Origin of the sequence: Pseudomonas chlororaphis (assembly GCF_001921865.1) — a bacterium.
Taxonomy (GTDB): Bacteria; Pseudomonadota; Gammaproteobacteria; order Pseudomonadales; family Pseudomonadaceae; genus Aquipseudomonas; species Aquipseudomonas chlororaphis_D.
The window spans coordinates 63,660-78,677 of the sequence record NZ_MSCT01000018.1; the positions used below are offsets into that span (position 1 = coordinate 63,660).

At 66.2% G+C, this 15,018-nt stretch carries 14 protein-coding genes; 7 read left to right on the top strand and 7 right to left on the bottom strand.

The annotated features are described in order from the left end of the window. Positions 1 to 72: 72 nt before the first annotated feature. The 3 genes from BTN82_RS19210 to BTN82_RS19220 are packed head-to-tail and all read left to right on the top strand — an operon-like array spanning position 73 to position 4,117. A complete protein-coding gene (locus BTN82_RS19210; RefSeq protein ID WP_075120687.1) occupies positions 73 to 546 on the top strand; it encodes a (2Fe-2S)-binding protein in 474 nt (157 codons plus the stop codon). Beyond that, entirely contained in the window at positions 543 to 2,825 is a 2,283-nt protein-coding gene (locus BTN82_RS19215) for a xanthine dehydrogenase family protein molybdopterin-binding subunit (RefSeq protein ID WP_075120688.1), read from the top strand. The genes BTN82_RS19210 and BTN82_RS19215 overlap by 4 nt, the downstream gene beginning before the upstream one ends. After that, positions 2,822 to 4,117, top strand: a complete 1,296-nt coding sequence (locus tag BTN82_RS19220) for a cytochrome c (protein ID WP_075120689.1) — start codon at positions 2,822 to 2,824, stop codon at positions 4,115 to 4,117. The genes BTN82_RS19215 and BTN82_RS19220 overlap by 4 nt, the downstream gene beginning before the upstream one ends. Positions 4,118 to 4,195: 78 nt before the next feature. On the opposite strand, the gene BTN82_RS31710 is transcribed toward BTN82_RS19220, so the two are convergent. The 5 genes from BTN82_RS31710 to BTN82_RS19240 form a co-directional block, all read right to left on the bottom strand. After that, positions 4,196 to 4,243 (bottom strand): hypothetical protein, encoded by a 48-nt coding sequence (locus BTN82_RS31710; RefSeq protein WP_315969271.1) that lies wholly within the window; start codon positions 4,241 to 4,243, stop codon positions 4,196 to 4,198. 243 nt (positions 4,244 to 4,486) lie between these two features. Next, positions 4,487 to 5,983 (bottom strand): methyl-accepting chemotaxis protein, encoded by a 1,497-nt coding sequence (locus BTN82_RS31715; RefSeq protein WP_075120690.1) that lies wholly within the window; start codon positions 5,981 to 5,983, stop codon positions 4,487 to 4,489. 298 nt (positions 5,984 to 6,281) lie between these two features. Further along, complete coding sequence (locus BTN82_RS19230; RefSeq protein ID WP_075120858.1) at positions 6,282 to 8,408, bottom strand: TonB-dependent siderophore receptor; 2,127 nt, start codon at positions 8,406 to 8,408, stop codon at positions 6,282 to 6,284. A gap of 215 nt (positions 8,409 to 8,623) precedes the next feature. Continuing rightward, entirely contained in the window at positions 8,624 to 9,316 is a 693-nt protein-coding gene (locus BTN82_RS19235) for a GNAT family N-acetyltransferase (RefSeq protein WP_075120691.1), read from the bottom strand. A gap of 185 nt (positions 9,317 to 9,501) precedes the next feature. Next, on the bottom strand, positions 9,502 to 10,113 hold the full coding sequence (locus BTN82_RS19240) for a cell wall hydrolase (protein ID WP_075120692.1): 612 nt from the start codon (positions 10,111 to 10,113) through the stop codon (positions 9,502 to 9,504). A gap of 202 nt (positions 10,114 to 10,315) precedes the next feature. Between BTN82_RS19240 and BTN82_RS19245 the strand changes: the two genes are divergently transcribed. Next, positions 10,316 to 11,167: a CAP domain-containing protein gene (locus tag BTN82_RS19245; RefSeq protein ID WP_075120693.1), complete on the top strand. Its 852-nt coding sequence runs from the start codon at positions 10,316 to 10,318 to the stop codon at positions 11,165 to 11,167. A 172-nt stretch (positions 11,168 to 11,339) separates the two neighbouring features. Here the strand turns inward: BTN82_RS19245 and BTN82_RS19250 are convergent, their stop codons facing one another. Beyond that, entirely contained in the window at positions 11,340 to 12,260 is a 921-nt protein-coding gene (locus tag BTN82_RS19250; protein ID WP_075120694.1) for a LysR family transcriptional regulator, read from the bottom strand. A 115-nt stretch (positions 12,261 to 12,375) separates the two neighbouring features. Between BTN82_RS19250 and BTN82_RS19255 the strand changes: the two genes are divergently transcribed. From BTN82_RS19255 to BTN82_RS19265, 3 genes are all read left to right on the top strand, one after another. Continuing rightward, positions 12,376 to 13,110, top strand: a complete 735-nt coding sequence (locus BTN82_RS19255; RefSeq protein ID WP_075120695.1) for an SDR family NAD(P)-dependent oxidoreductase — start codon at positions 12,376 to 12,378, stop codon at positions 13,108 to 13,110. A gap of 64 nt (positions 13,111 to 13,174) precedes the next feature. Continuing rightward, positions 13,175 to 13,381 carry a tautomerase family protein gene (locus BTN82_RS19260; protein ID WP_075120696.1) on the top strand — a complete coding sequence of 69 codons (207 nt, stop codon included), beginning with the start codon at positions 13,175 to 13,177 and terminating at the stop codon, positions 13,379 to 13,381. A 185-nt stretch (positions 13,382 to 13,566) separates the two neighbouring features. After that, positions 13,567 to 14,448 carry a hypothetical protein gene (locus BTN82_RS19265; protein WP_222610218.1) on the top strand — a complete coding sequence of 294 codons (882 nt, stop codon included), beginning with the start codon at positions 13,567 to 13,569 and terminating at the stop codon, positions 14,446 to 14,448. Between the two features lie 88 nt (positions 14,449 to 14,536). On the opposite strand, the gene BTN82_RS19270 is transcribed toward BTN82_RS19265, so the two are convergent. Further along, positions 14,537 to 14,890, bottom strand: a complete 354-nt coding sequence (locus tag BTN82_RS19270; RefSeq protein ID WP_075120697.1) for a DUF1428 domain-containing protein — start codon at positions 14,888 to 14,890, stop codon at positions 14,537 to 14,539. Positions 14,891 to 15,018 lie beyond the last annotated feature (128 nt).

A 15,018-nucleotide genomic window follows, 5' to 3' on the forward strand; every position in this document is an offset into this window, starting at 1 on the left:
CGACTCGAACCAGCCCTGGACGCCGGCGCTCTCTCTACGCGCCGCGCCACTCACCAGAGGACCCCAGCCGCCATGACCTTTACCCTCAACGGCCGCCCGCTTTCACTGGACCCGCTGCCAGCGGACACGCCCCTACTGTATGTCCTGCGCAACGACTTCGCCCTCAACGGCCCCAAGTACGGCTGCGGCCTGGGGCAATGCGGCGCCTGCACGGTGCTGGTGGACGGCGTCGCCGCGCGCTCCTGCACCCTGCCGCTGTCCAGCGTGCAGGACAAACACGTCACTACCCTGGAAGGCCTGATGGAAGAAGAACGCCTGCACCCGGTGCAGCAGGCCTTTATCGATGAGCAGGCCGCGCAATGCGGCTATTGCAGCAACGGCATGATCATGACCCTGGTGGCGCTGTTCGAGCGCGAACCCGAGGCCGACGAGCAACGGATCAAAAACGAACTGGCCTACAACCTCTGCCGTTGCGGCGCGCACTTCGAGATCCTGCGGGCCGCCGCCCGGGCCCGCCAGCTGCTGGCAGAGCGAGGCCAAGCATGAACGACCTGACGTTGACGCGGCGCCGCCTGCTCCAGGCCGGCGGCCTGATCATGATCAGCACCCTGCTGCCCAAACCGCTGCTGGCCGTGGCGGCCGGCCACCCGGCGACCTTGCCGGCGGACCCGACGGCCGAGCATGTCGACAGCTTCATCGCCCTGGGCGCGGACGGCCAGGTAACCGCCTTCTGCGGTCACGTCGACCTCGGCACCGGGGTCCGTACCGCACTGGGGCAGATCGTCGCCGACGAGCTGGACCTCGACTTCGAGCAGGTGCAGATGATCCTCGGCGACACCGCCCGCACCCCGGACCAGGGCCCGACCATCGCCAGCGCGACGATTCAGGTCAGCGCCCTGCCCCTGCGCCAGGCCGCGGCCCAGTTGCGCCAACTACTGCTGGAACGTGCCGCCGAAATCCTCGACCAGCCCCTGGCCGGGCTCCAGGTCGAACGAGGGCAGATCCACGCCAGCGTTCAGCCACGACGACGCCTGAGCTATGCCGAACTGGCGCGCGGGCAGGACCTGCATCTGGCCCTGGATCCGCGCACGGAGCTCAAGGCCGTCGGCGCCGGCCGCTATGTCGGCCAGTCCACGCCGCGGGTGGACATCCCGGCCAAGGTCACCGGCCAGTTGACCTACGTCCACGACCTGCGCCTGGAGGACATGCTCCACGGCCGCGTGGTTCGCCCTCCCTACACCGGCGCCGACGCCAGCGCGCCCCTGGGCCAGGCGCTGATCGCGGTGGACGACACCTCCATCGCGCACCTGCCGGGTATCGTCAAACTGGTGGTGATCGGCGATTTCATCGGCATCGTCACTGAGCGCGAGGAGCAGGCCATAGACGCCATGCGCCAGCTCAAGGTGCAGTGGAAACCCTGGGACGCCCTGCCCGACCTGCGGCCCGAGGCCTTGCATACCACACTCCTGGCCCACCCCAAAAAGGACCGCGTGCTGCGCGACGACCCCGGTTTCGAGCGCAGCCTGGAGACGCTCAACAGCGCCCTCGAGGTGGACTACGTATGGCCCTTTCACCTGCATGCCTCCATCGGCCCATCCTGCGCCGTGGCCAGGATCGACGCCGAGCGCACCGAGGTCTGGAGCGGCACCCAGAACCCCCATGAGCTGCGCAAGGACATCGCCCTGTTACTGAAACGCGCGCCGCAACAGGTGGCGATCCACCGGATGGAGGCCTCGGGCTGTTACGGCCGCAACGGCGCCGACGACGTCGCCGCCGATGCCGCCCTGCTGGCGCAAGCCGTCGGCCGCCCGGTGCGGGTCCAACTGATGCGCGAGCAGGAAGCCGGCTGGGAACCCAAGGGCACCGCCCAGCTGATGCAGGTGCGCGGCGGCCTCGACAGCAAGCGTCGGGTCGCCGCCTACGAGTTGAAAACCTGCTACCCGTCGAACGGCGCCCGCACCCTGGCGCTGCTGCTCACCGGCAGCGTCGCCAACCAGGCCGAGGTCTTGCAGATGGGCGACCGCACGGCGATCCCGCAATACCGCTTCCCGCGGATGCGCATCGTCTGCCAGGACGCCGCGCCGATCGTCCGCGCGTCGTGGCTGCGCGGGGTGTCGGCGTTGCCCAACGTCTTCGCCCACGAATCGTGGATCGACGAACTGGCCTACATCGCCCAGCAGGACCCGATCGCTTTTCGCCTGCGCTATCTGGACGACCCGCGCGCACGCGCGCTGATTGAAGCCCTGAAGCAGCAGGCAGGCTGGCAAGACGGCAGCGCCCATCGCTACCCGGCCCCGCCTGAACAGGAGTGGGCCAAGGGGCGCGGCTTTGCCTATGCGCGCTATTTCCACAGCAAGTTCCCCGGCTTCGGCGCCGCCTGGGCCGCCTGGGTCTGCGACCTGAGCGTCAACCGGCGCACCGGGCAGATCCGCCTGGACAAGATCTTCGTCAGCCACGACTGCGGGCGCATGGTCAACCCGGCCGGCGTGCGGCATCAGGTGCACGGCAACATCGTCCAGTCGTGCAGCCGAGTGCTCAAGGAGTACGTCGGCTTCGACCGCTCCGGCAGCACCTCGCTGGAGTGGGGCGGCTACCCGATCCTGCGCTTCGACGAGTTGCCCGAGGTCGACGTGCAACTGCTCGACCGCCCGGAAGAGCCGTCCATGGGCGCCGGTGAGTCGGCCTCGGTGCCGAGCGCCGCGGCCATCGCCAATGCGATTTTCGACGCGGTGGGCGTACGCCTGCGCCAGGTTCCCTTCACCCCACAACGGCTGCTGCAGGCCTTGCATGCCCAGGCCTCCAACCGTCAGGAGCCTCGCCCATGAGCCGCTTCAAGACCCTCGCCGGCGCTAGCCTGATCGCCCTGAGCCTGGCGGTCACCGCTGGGATCTTCCTCAGTTGGCAACCGGCGATCGCGCCGCTGGACAACCACGACACGCAATACTTCAGCCACGCACAAATCGCCAAGGGCGAACAGCTCGCGGCCCTGGGCGACTGCGCGGTCTGCCACACCGCGCCAGGGGGTGCGCGCAATGCCGGTGGGCTGGCCATGACCATTCCGTTCGGCACCCTGTACAGCAGCAACATCACCCCCGACCCGGAGACCGGCATCGGCAACTGGTCCTACCCGGCCTTCGAGCGCGCCATGCGCCACGGCATCGACCGCGCCGGGCGCTACCTGTACCCGGCGTTTCCCTACACCGCCTTCACCAAGACCCGCGACGAGGACCTCCAGGCGCTCTACGCCTACCTGATGAGCCAGCCCCCGGTGAAGCACCAGCCGCCTCGGACCGACCTGCATTTCCCCTTCAATATCCGCCCGGGCATCCTCGCCTGGAACTGGCTCTACCTCAGGCCCGGAGCCATGGTCGACGACCCGCGGCGCGATGCCCTGTGGAACCGCGGCGCCTACCTCACCGAAGGCCTGGGACATTGCAGCGCCTGCCATTCGCCCCGCGACCCGCTGTTCGGCGAGCGCGGCGGTGCCCGCCACCTCAGCGGCGGCATCGCCGAAGACTGGAGCGCCCATGCCCTGGCCGGCGGCAACGCGCCGCTGGCCTGGACCGAGCAGGACCTGCTGGACTTCCTGCGCCACGGCTACAGCCCGCGCCACGGCGTCGCCGCCGGCCCCATGGCGCCAGTGACCCACGACGGCCTGATGCACTTGCCGGACGCCGACCTGCAAGCCATCGCCCACTACCTGCACAGCCTGCAACCGGCCCCCGGCGAACAGCCCGACGCCGCCACCCTGAACCACCAGGCCGAGCAGCGCACCGAGCCCCTCGCCTCCCCCGGCGCCCGCCTGTTCTCCGGGGCCTGCATGGCCTGCCATGCCCAGGAAAAAGGCCCGACCCTGACCGGCGTGCGCCCGTCCCTGGCCCTCAACAGCAACCTCTACGCCGACACGCCCGACAACGCGATCCGGGTGATCCTCGAAGGCATCGCCCAGCCGGCCAACCCGGCGCTGGGCTACATGCCGGCCTTTCGCTACAGCCTCGACGACCAGCAGATCGCCGACCTGCTGGGCTTCCTGCGCCAGGACCTGGCAGGCCAGGCAACGTGGCAAGGCGTGAAACAACGCGTCGGCCACATCCGCGCCAGCCTGCCACCCGGCTGATCGGTTCCCGCCCATGAAAAAGCCCCGTGAATGCGGGGCTTTTTATCGTTTGCGTTTACAGCTCAACAAGGCTCGGCATCACGCCTTGAAGCCAGGCAAGCCATTCGCGGCCCGCCATGCGTTCACGACTCGCGCAACGTCTTCGGCAGTGTCCTTGAACCGCCCTCCGGATAGTCGATCAGGTTAGTGCCGTCTGGATGGCCAGTCATCGCTCAGAACTGCTCCAGAAAATCGTCCAAGACCTCGTCAGTTGCCGTCTTGTTGGCAACGAGCTGCTCTTTCAGATAAGTGATGCTGTTCTTCATTGAAATACGTCATCCATGTCTGTGACTGCTTGCCAAGCATGGCAGCGGTGCGGGCGGGGTCCGCTCAGCGATGAAGCGTCTGCCCCAACGCTTCCAGGCGAGTCGCGATCGGTGGCAGGCGCTGGCTGCTCAGGGACAGGCTGCCCATGTCGTCGGCGGTGTTCTGGGCGATGGACTGGACCGAGTGCAGGCGCTCGACGATCTCGAGGCTGGCGCTGGATTGCTCGCGGGTGGTGCTGACGATACGGCCGTTGAGCTGGTCGATGTGGCAGATATCGGCGCCCACCGCCTGGAACATCGCCGCAGCCTGGCGGCTGTCTTCGACGCAGCGCTGGGCGCCTTCGCGGCTGTCGTGCATGGCTTCGGCGGCCTCGCGGCTGCCCTGTTGCAGGGCGTCGATGATGGTCTTGATTTCCTGGGTCGACAGCGCGGTGCGCTGGGCCAGGTTGCGCACTTCGTCGGCGACCACCGCGAAACCGCGGCCTTGCTCGCCGGCGCGGGCGGCTTCGATGGCGGCATTCAGGGCCAGCAGGTTGGTCTGGGCGGCAATGCCGCCAATCACCTCCAGCACATTGCCGATCTGTTCCGCCTGCCCCGCCAGGCGCTGCACGGTTTCGTTGGTGCCGTTGATGCGCGAGGCCAGCTGGACGATTTCCACCTGGGCGCGATCGACGCTCTGCTGGCCGCGGCTGATCTGCGCGCTGGCCAGGCCGGCGCGCTCGACGGCCTGCTCGACGTGCACGGCAATGTCGCCCATGGCATCGCCCATACGCTGCATGGAGCCGGTCATCCGGGTGATTTCCGTGAGTTGATGCTGGGCGCCCTGCTCCAGGCTCTGGCTGGTTTTCGCCAGGTCCTGGCCCAGTTCGCGCAAGCCGTGGGTGTCGTGCACCACGCCATCCACCAGCGCGGTGATCTGCTGCATGAAGTGATCGAAGCGCTGGGCCAGGGAGACATGCGCCTTGCCCGTCTCGCCCTGGCGAACCTCGACGGTCAGCTGCGAGGTGGCAGCGAGCATCTTGTCCAGCATGTCCTGGCTCTCCACGGCGTCGGCATGGCTGCGCAGCGCCAGGTACAGCAGGATCACCGTCTCCACCACCACATAGAAGGCATGCACCGCGACCATGCCGAAACCGCCGTGGTGGGCCATGACGTAGACCGCAAAACCCTGGTGCTGCAACACATGGAACACCACGTGATGCACGGCGATGGTCACCGCCGCCAGGAGGATCGGCAGCCAGTCTCGGTAGAAGGTCAGCACCGCCAGCAGCACGAAAATGCCGAAGTGCGCCTCGATCAGGCCCTGGGCCTGGTTGATGTGCAACGCCGCCAGGACCATGAAGCCGACGGCGATGCAGCAGCGCATCAGGCGCGTGCCGCTGATGGCGCGGTACAGCAGGCTCAGAACCAGGGCGGTGCCGCCGCCGACCACCAACGCCTGGCCGAAGGTGTCGTGCCAGAACGCCAGGCCCAGCGCATAGGCGAACATCAGCCAGATCAGGCCCATCATGATGCGGTCGGCTTTACGGTAGTGTTCAAGAAATCGCGGGGGCAAGGCCATTCACTCTTACTCCATGTACGTGAGAGGAAAGACAGCGGGCAAAGGCCGGCAGGGGTAGCCGCTTTCTGTGAGCGGTTCGGTTGTCAACGATAGTGGCAAATAGCCAAGTTCGCCTTTCGACTATCGACATGGCCAGGGTTTTCTTGACGATGGGCCACGCGGAATCGGGCCGTAAGTGGGCAAAGTCGAGAGATTGGCGGGAATGCCATGAGGGGCGGAATGTGCGAGGCAAGGAGGACAGCGGGGAAGCTCGCTGGCGCGCCACCCAGCTGGGCGACGCGCCGCGATCCGGGTGTGCTCAGAAGGTCACGCTGGCGCTCAGGCGCGCGGTGCGCGGCTCGCCGACATTGACCTGCAACTGGCTGCCGGTGGACGACGGGTAGTACTGCTTGTCGAACAGGTTGTCGACGTTGAACTGCAGGCTGGTCTGGTAACCGAACAGCGGCGACTCCCAACGCACGAAGGCGTCGGCCACGGTGTAGCTGCTGAGCCAGAAGTCGTTGGCGTTGTTGGCCGCGCGCTCGCCGACGTAACGCGCGCCGCCACCGGCATGCCAGGCGCCGAATTCGGCCGGTACGTTCAAGTGGTGGCTCAGGTACAGGCTGGCGGTGTGCTTCGGCGCGTTGGCCAGGCGATGGCCTTCGTTGCTCGGGTCGTCGAGGATCTCGGTGTGGTTGTAGGCGTAGGTGCCGATCAGGTCCCAGCGTTCGGCGAGGCGCCCGGTGACGTCCAGTTCCACGCCCTGGGAGCCGACCTTGCCGGCGGCTTCGGCCAGGCTCACGCCGTTGACCGTGGTGGTGGTCACCACGTTTTTCTTCTCGATGTCGTACAGCGCCAGGTTGATGTTCAGGCCCGGCAGCGGGTCGTACTTGGCGCCCACTTCGTAGCTGCGGCCCTCCTCCGGATCGAAGGTGTTGCCGGCGTCGTCCACGGTGTCGTTGGGCTTGAACGAACGGCTGTAGTTGCCGTACAGCGACAGGCTGTCGGTGGCCTTGAACACCAGCCCGAGGAACGGCACGAAGGCGTCGCCGTTGCTGTCGCGGTTGACCGTGTAGCTGCGCCCCAGGCCCTGGTCGCTGTACTGGTCGTAATGCTGCTGGCGACCGCCGAAGACCAGGATCCATTGGTCATCCAGATGCCAATTGTCCTTGAAGTACACCGAGCTGGAGGTCAGCTGGTTGCGCAGGTTGCTTTGCGTGGCGCTGACCAGGCTCGGCTCGGCCAGCTTGCCGTAGACCGGCGCGGTGATGTTGAAACCGCCCTGGGCGGTGTTGCGGTAGGTCTTGCCGCGGTACTGGTCGGAGTGCTCGCTGTCGACGCCCACCAGCAGGTCGTGGCGCTGGCCGAACAGCTCCTGCTGGCCGATGAAGTCCCAGCTGGCGTAGCGGGTTTCGTCGTCGTAGTGGGCGCCGTTGGCGGCGCGGCGCAGGATATTCCCGGTCAGGCTGTTGGGCTGGGCGATCGACAGGCTGTAGCGGTCGTTGTTCCAGCCGTAGGTGACGCGGGTCTTCCAGGCGTCGCTGAGCTGGTATTCGAAGCGCGCGCTGGCCACTTCGCGGATGCCCACGCTTTTCGCCCAGCGCTCGTCCAGGCGCTTGTCGTAGTCGATGTCCGCCGGGTGGCCGTTGGTGAACACGGTGCCGCGGTCGAAGGGGTTGGAATAGTCGTTGTATTCGTAGTTCAGGGTCAGGCTGGCGCGCTCGCCGGTCCAGGTCAGCGACGGCGCCACCAGGGTGTGTTCGTTGACCCCGTAGTTGCGCCAGTAGTCTTCATGGCCGCGCTCGGCGACCAGGCGGTAGGCCAGGCCGGTATCGCCCAGCGGCCCGGTGGTGTCCACGGCCAGGGTGCCGCCGCCTTCGCTGTAGGCCGAGCCGCTGAGCGTGGTGCCCTGGGTGTATTGCGGCTGCTTGCTGATGACGTTGATCAGGCCGCCCGGCTCCAGCGCGCCGTAGAGCAGCGACGCCGGGCCCTTGAGCACTTCGACCCGCTCGGTGGTGGCGCTGAAGTTCTGCCCCAGGTTGGAGCGCACGCCGTCGCGCAGGATCGAGCCGTCGTCGTTGCTGCCGAAGCCGCGCTTGATCAGCGAGTCGCGCGAGCCGCCCAGGGTGTTGCCCTGGCTGACGCCGCTGACGAACTTCAGCGCGTCCTCCAGCGACTGCACCTGATAGTCGGCCAGGGTCTGCGGGGTCACCACATTGATCGACTGCGCCTCCTCCTTGATCGGCACATTGCCCTTGCTCGCGGTGCTGGCTTGCGAGGTGGTGTAGCCGGTGTCCTGGCTGAGGCGGTCGGCCTGGATGTCGGTGGTCGGCAACTCCACCGCTTGCTGGGCCCACAACGGGCTGGCGACGAGGCAACAGGACAGCGTCGGCAACAGGCGTTTGATCAGGGTCGTTCGGCGGGCACGCGGACGGGATGGCTTCAAGATGAGCACTCGAGGAAGGGAAGTTAATGGCAATGATTATCATTGTAATGAGCGATTTATTCTCAGTAAATCCCCCTCCCCCGCATACTCAGCGCTTTTTTAGCCGTTCCTCCATGATCTTAGGGATGGCTCTGTTCCCCCCGTTGCAAAGCCGAGGGAGCTTGGGCGAGACAACCGCGATAACGGTCGGCGGCGGGTGCCGCCGGCACGCCGGTTCAAGGGTGCGTTTGCCCCAGGCGTTCACGGACCAGCGCCTGGGCCTGGCGCGTCAATTGGTCGAGATGGCGGTCGCGCTGCTTTTCGGCGTCGAGCATCGCCCGCTTGCCATGCTTTTGCAGCAGATAGCTGTGAATCTGTTGCACCTCCAGCGAGCGATAGATCGGGGCCGCGTCCAGCAGGCCCATCAAGCCGTCGGTGGCGTGGTCGCGGGTGTTCATCAGCACCTGCGGGCCGCGCGTGCCCAGGACCTGGAAGCCCAGCGCCTCGAACCAGGGCACCTTGCCCGCCGCGCAGGTCAGCTCGGCATGGGGGTAACGCTCGCGCATCCGCGCCAGCAGCGACCGGCCGATCCCGCGGCGCCGATGGCCGGCATGCACCGCCATATAGGCCACGCCGCACGCCTCGGGGTCGTCCTTGACCGGCAGGTACAGCAGGAAACCCAGCACCTGCTGCGGGTCGTCGTCATCGCAGGCCACCAACAGTTCCACGGCAATCCCCCGGGTGCCGTCCAGCGCCTGCAGATACAGGTGCACTTCATAGCCGATGGCGTACTGATAGAGGTTGTACAGCGGGTTGCTGGGCGGCAGCGCCACGGCGCTGATGTCGCTCAGGTAGTCGACCACCATCTGCAGGATCTGGCTGTTGACGACCTCCGGGCACGGGGTCTGGTAGTGGCTGAAGAGGGGCATTGCGCGGTGGGCTCCGGGGTGAAGGCGCGCCTGGACATCAGGCGTTGGCGGCAGGCCGGGCATGATAACCCGTCGCCGCCCCGAGGCCGTAGCCGCGCTCGTCTTCTTTCGGAGCCAGGCTTGCCGCCTGGCGGGACGCCATCGCGAGCAATCTGCGCGCCTGCAGGGGGCTGGCGGTGGGCGGGCTAACGGGCGTCGCCATCGCGGGGTTTGTAGAACAGGAACTTCCCGGTCTCGGCGGTCTTGCGGTATTCCCTGGCCCAGTCGGGACTCACGTGCCGGTCGTGAAAATACAGGGCGCCATGGCTGCGATCGGCAAGCTGCTGGTTCAGCGCCTTGCGCGCGATTTCCTTGGCCGCGGCATAGGGCTCCTCCTCCTGCACCTGGTCCGCGCGCCCGTCGCACCACCAGGAAAACTGGCAGGCATGCTGTTGCGAACCTTGCTTGACCACGCCGCACACGGTATCGGGAAACCCCGGATGCCCGACCCGGTTGAGCACCACGCTGGCCACCGCCTCCATGTCGGCGCTCGCCCCGCCCTTGGCTTCCCAATAGATGGAACGCGCCAGGCAGGTGATGGCATCGTCCAGCGGCGCGGCGCCCGCCGGGTCCACCGCCTGGACTTCGGTCGGGGTGAGGGTTTCGTCGCGCGGCGCCTGTTGCTGGTCCGCGGCCTTGCGCTCCAGGACCTGGGCCTTGTCGACGGCCGCCGCGGGGTCCGCCACGGGTTCCGCGGTACTCGCCAGCCCCACGTACACAAGGATTACAAGACTGCTGGCAATCGTTGTCGGGCGCATCTGCACACCTCTGCCGCACGCCCGGCCCGGGCCCATGCCGCCGCGCCGGCAGACAGCGCCGGCAGCGACTGGCGTTGAGTGTAGTTGGCCGCGGCCAACCGCCCATGCCCTGATGAAATGTGCCCGGCGGCGCTAAAAAGACCTTGCCTCGAGCGGGGCGAAATCGCGCATCATGGGCGCCATTCGCTCAAGGGAGACCGCCATGCGCCGCCTACTACCCGCCCTGCCGCTGACCCTATTGTCGCTGGGCCTGACCTTCGCCACGGCCGCCGTGGCGAGCGACGAGACGCAACTGGTGGAGTCGATCAACAGCTACCGCAGCCAGGCCCAGCGCTGCGCCGGGCAGGCGTCCCAGGAACTGCCGCCGCTGGCCGCCGACCCGCGCCTGGTGCTGCCGGCCAACAGCATCGGCAACCTGCAACAGGCCCTGGCCGGCACCGCCTACCCGATGGTCAACGTGCAAGCCATCAGCCTGTCCGGGCCGCGCGACGCGCAAGCGGCCATGAAGGCGGTGCAGGAAAGTTTCTGCCAGGTGGTGCTGGACCCGCAGTTCGTCGATATCGGCGTCAGCCGCACCGGCCAGGAGTGGCGCATCGTCCTCGCCCGGCCGCTGCTGGCCGCGCGCCTCGGCGACTGGCAGGCCGAAGGCCAGAAACTCCTGGAAAGCCTCAACAACGCCCGCGCCCAGCCGCGCCAATGCGGCGCCCAGGCGTTCGCCGCCACCACGCCGCTGGCCTGGAACGCCACCCTGGCCAACGCGGCCCTGGAGCATACCCGGGACATGGCCAACAACAATTTCTTCGACCACAAGGACCGCGACGGCCGCCCCCCCGGCGACCGCGCCGAGCTGGCCGGTTACGCCGGCCAGCAGATCGGCGAGAACATCGCCGCCGGGCAGGACAGCGTGCGCAAGGTGGTCGACGGCTGGCTGGCCAGCCCCGGCCATTGCGCCAACCTGATGAACCCGCAGTACCGCGAGCTCGGCGCGGCCTACGCGGTCGACCCGAAAAGCGACGCCGGCATCTACTGGACCGCGATGTTCGGCACGCCCTGAAGAGCGGTTTCCAGGCTGGGTGGGGTTACAGCAAAGCCGGGCGTGCCGGCGATGCGGGCGTCGCGGGGTGTCAGGCCGGACGCCATCGCGAGCAAGCTCGCTCCTACAGGCCAGGTGGCGTTGCGGCTGACGCAGTCGGTGTGGGCGCCAGGTTTGCCGGCGATGTGGGCGTTCAGCCCTGCCAGCCCTTCTGCTGCTCCAGCAGGAAATCGATAAACGCGCGCAAGCGCAGCGGTACGTGGCGGCCGTGGGGGTACAGCAGGCTGAAGGGCCGGGAACGCCCGGCATACGGCGTGAGCACTTCCACCAGGGAACCCTCGGCCAGTTCGCGCTCGACCATGAAGCGGTAGGTCTGGAACAGACCGGCGCCGTGCCTGGCCAGGGTCACGCCGCCCTGCAAGTCTTCGGAACACACGTAGGCACTCTCGGCCAGCACCTCGCAGGGGCCGTCGGGGCCGTTGAACAGCCAGGGAATCCGCCGGCCGCTGCTGGGCAGCTCGAACTGGATGCACTCGTGCTGCGCCAGGTCGTCGAGCCGTTGCGGCGTGCCGGCCCGCGCCAGGTAATCCGGGGCGGCGAACACCACCAGCGCGGCATCCTCCAGCAACCGCGCCGTCAGCCCGGAATCCGCTTGCGCACGCACCCGGATCGCCATGTCGTAGCCGCCTTCGACGAAATCGATATTGCGGTTGCTCAGGTTGATCTCCACCCGCACCTGGGGGTAACGCCGGCGAAACGCCGGCAGCAGCGGCAAAATCCGCAGGTGGCCGTAGGTGGTCGGCAGGCTGATGCGCAGGGTCCCGGAAGGCGCCACTTGTTGCCCGGTCAACTGGCGTTCGGCGTCGAGCATCTGGTTCAGCGCCCCGCGGCATTGCTGGTGATAGTCGCGCCCGCCGTCGGTCAGGCGAATGCTGCGGGTGGTCCGCACGAACAGACGCACGCCGAGCCGCGCCTCCAGGCGCGACACCGAACGGCTGACCGCCGCCGGGGTGACTCCGGCCGCCAGCGCCGCGCCGGTAAAACTGCCGACCTCCGCCGCCAGGCAGAACAGCTCGATGCTGCCCAGCAGCACATCGTCGAATTGCCGACTCATTCGTTACACCACGTATCAAGTGAAATGCCAGAAGCGCTATTTATCAGCATCCGGCACACAAATATAGTCCTGCCCAACAGCGCTGAACCCTCTCTTTCACCACAGGATTATCGCCATGAGCACTCCCCGTACCGTCATCGTCACCGGCGCCTCCAGCGGCATCGGCCTCGGCCTGGCCCAGGCTTACCTGGACCGCGGCTACAACGTGGTCGGCAACGCCCGCTCCCAGGCCGGGCTGGACGCCGCCGCGGCCACCCTGGGCCAGCCCGAGCGTTTTCTCGGCGTGGTCGGCGACGTCGCCGACCCGAGCACCGCCACGCAAATGGTCGAGCGCGCCGTGGCCCGTTTCGGCCAGGTCGATGTGCTGGTCAACAACGCCGGTTTCTTCCTGCCCAAGCCGTTTATCGACTACAGCGCCGAGGAGCTGGAAAGCCTGCTGGCAACCAACCTCAAGGGCGTGGTCTACATGTCCCAGGCCGCCGCGCGGCACATGATCGAGCGGCGCCAGGGCCACATCGTCAACATCAGCGCCAGCGTCGCGCTGCAACCGAACCTGGCGGTGCCGGCGGCCTTGCCGGTGTTGATCAAGGGCGGCGTCAACCAGATGACCCGCGCCCTGGCCCTGGAACTGTCGCCGTTCAATATCCAGGTCAACGCGGTAGCGCCCGGGATCATCGACACGCCGATGCACGACCCGGCGCACCGCGACTTCCTCAACGGCCTGCAACCGGCCGGCCGGCTGGGACGCACCGAGGAAATCGCCGACGCGGTGCTTTACTTGTCCAGCGCCGGCTTCACCACCGGCGCAGTGCTGCCGGTGGACGGCGGCATGAGCAGCGGCACCTGGTAAACCCGACGGGAGGCCCGCGTGCCTCCCGTCCCTTGCACCCCCCTCTTCCTCAAGGAGTACAGCCATGCCTTTCGTCAACGTCCGCATCACCCGCGACGGCGTCACCCGCGAACAGAAAGCCCAGGTGATCCGCGAGATCACCGACACCCTGCAACGGGTGCTGAACAAAGCCCCGGAACTGACCCATATCGTCATCGAGGAAGTCGACACCGACAATTGGGGTTACGCCGGCATGACCACCACCGAATACCGTCAGCGCACGGGGCAATGAACAAGAGCGGGCCAGCCTGTGGTCCGCCCTTTCCTTGCCAATCTCCGCCTGAACCCGAGGCACGGAACGTCAATCGATAAATCATGGCTTTTTGCTATAAAAATCCGTTGCGACACATTGTCGATACCCCTTAGGATGCCCGGCGCGTTATCAAGCCAACCAACAAGCAAGGCAGCATCGTCTAATTGGTCAAGACACCGGAAACTAAAAGTCATTTTAAATCTGGAGATGCGGGTTCGAGCCCCGACACTGCCACCAATACCTTGTTGTCTACCCAAGAAAGCAAACATCTAAGAGTCTTTCTGGATGAAGTCGGCAACAGTGTTCATTGCATCAACACCATCGTCGTCGGCCTGTCCCATCTTTCAGCCAGTACCGTGACACCCGACGGCCTGAACATCACCTGGAAGCCGGGTAACGTTGAAAACAGCTCGAGAAATGCCCGTCGTTTCGCTGTTCGTTCCGCCATCGTTTATGCCGTTGAAAGTTTCTTCGAGTACCTGGGCGGCATGTGCCGCGACAAGCACTGGCCCAACGGCCTGGGCAACTTCAATGACGCCAGTTCAAAAGCATCCAAGGCCGAACGCGTCTCCAGCGTCCTGGCCGACATTCCCGCGATAGAACGGGAATGGTTGATCCTTACAGAACTGAGCTGCCACTGGCGCAACAAGATCGTGCACGCCCAGTCGACGGCGAATATCAGCAGCACCGCGACAGACTTCCTCAAGTCCAGGAAAACAGAGATCTACAACAACCTCCATCATCTGGATGTCAATCAGCTGCTTGCCGACTTCAAGACGGACAAACTGACGCTTAAAGATGGCACCACGCTCATTACCCTGCTCATCAAATGCGCCCGCGCGGTAGACCTGCATTACTACGATCAATTGCCCGAAGTTTCCTTCGAACAACTGATCGCCGAACTGGAAGAATGCGAAGAATACAAAGCGCTGACAAATCAACAACGAAGCATGAAAAGAACCCGCCAGATCCAACACTGGCTGCGCATAAACTACAGCACTACCGACGCAGCCCTGCTGCAGAGAGTGGCGGACGCCTACCTGTAGCCGCCCTCAGTCCGAGCCCCCCAGCCGAAAGCGATGATGCCTCGCACTAGCGGCAAACGCATCGGCCCGCCATGAGCATCACGCCCGCTCAGGCATTCACCAGCATCTTGAACCCGCCATAAATCATGCGTTGGCCGTCGAACGGCATCGGGCAGGCGTCGGGTTGGAGCCGGGGGTCTTCCATGGCTTTTTGCATGCCGGCGTCGCGGATCTCGCGGGACGGCCAGATGATCCAGGTGAACACCACGGTCTCGTCGGCCTTGAGCTTGACCGCCATGGGGAACGAGGTCAGCTTGCCGTCGGGCACGTCGTCGCCCCAGCAATCGACCACGCTCAGGGCGCCGAACGCCTTGAACACCGCCGCGGCGACTTCGGCATGCTGCTTGAACGCTTCACGGTTGGCGGTAGGCACCGCCAGCACACAACCATCGACATAGGACATGGTCCTGCTCCTGCTTGATGTGAATGGAAGACTCGACCGGCACCGTGGCCGGCCGATCTGTGAACTAGTCGCCTGGGCGGGCGGCTAATCGACAGTCCGATAAAAAATCCGCCCAATGCAAGGTATTG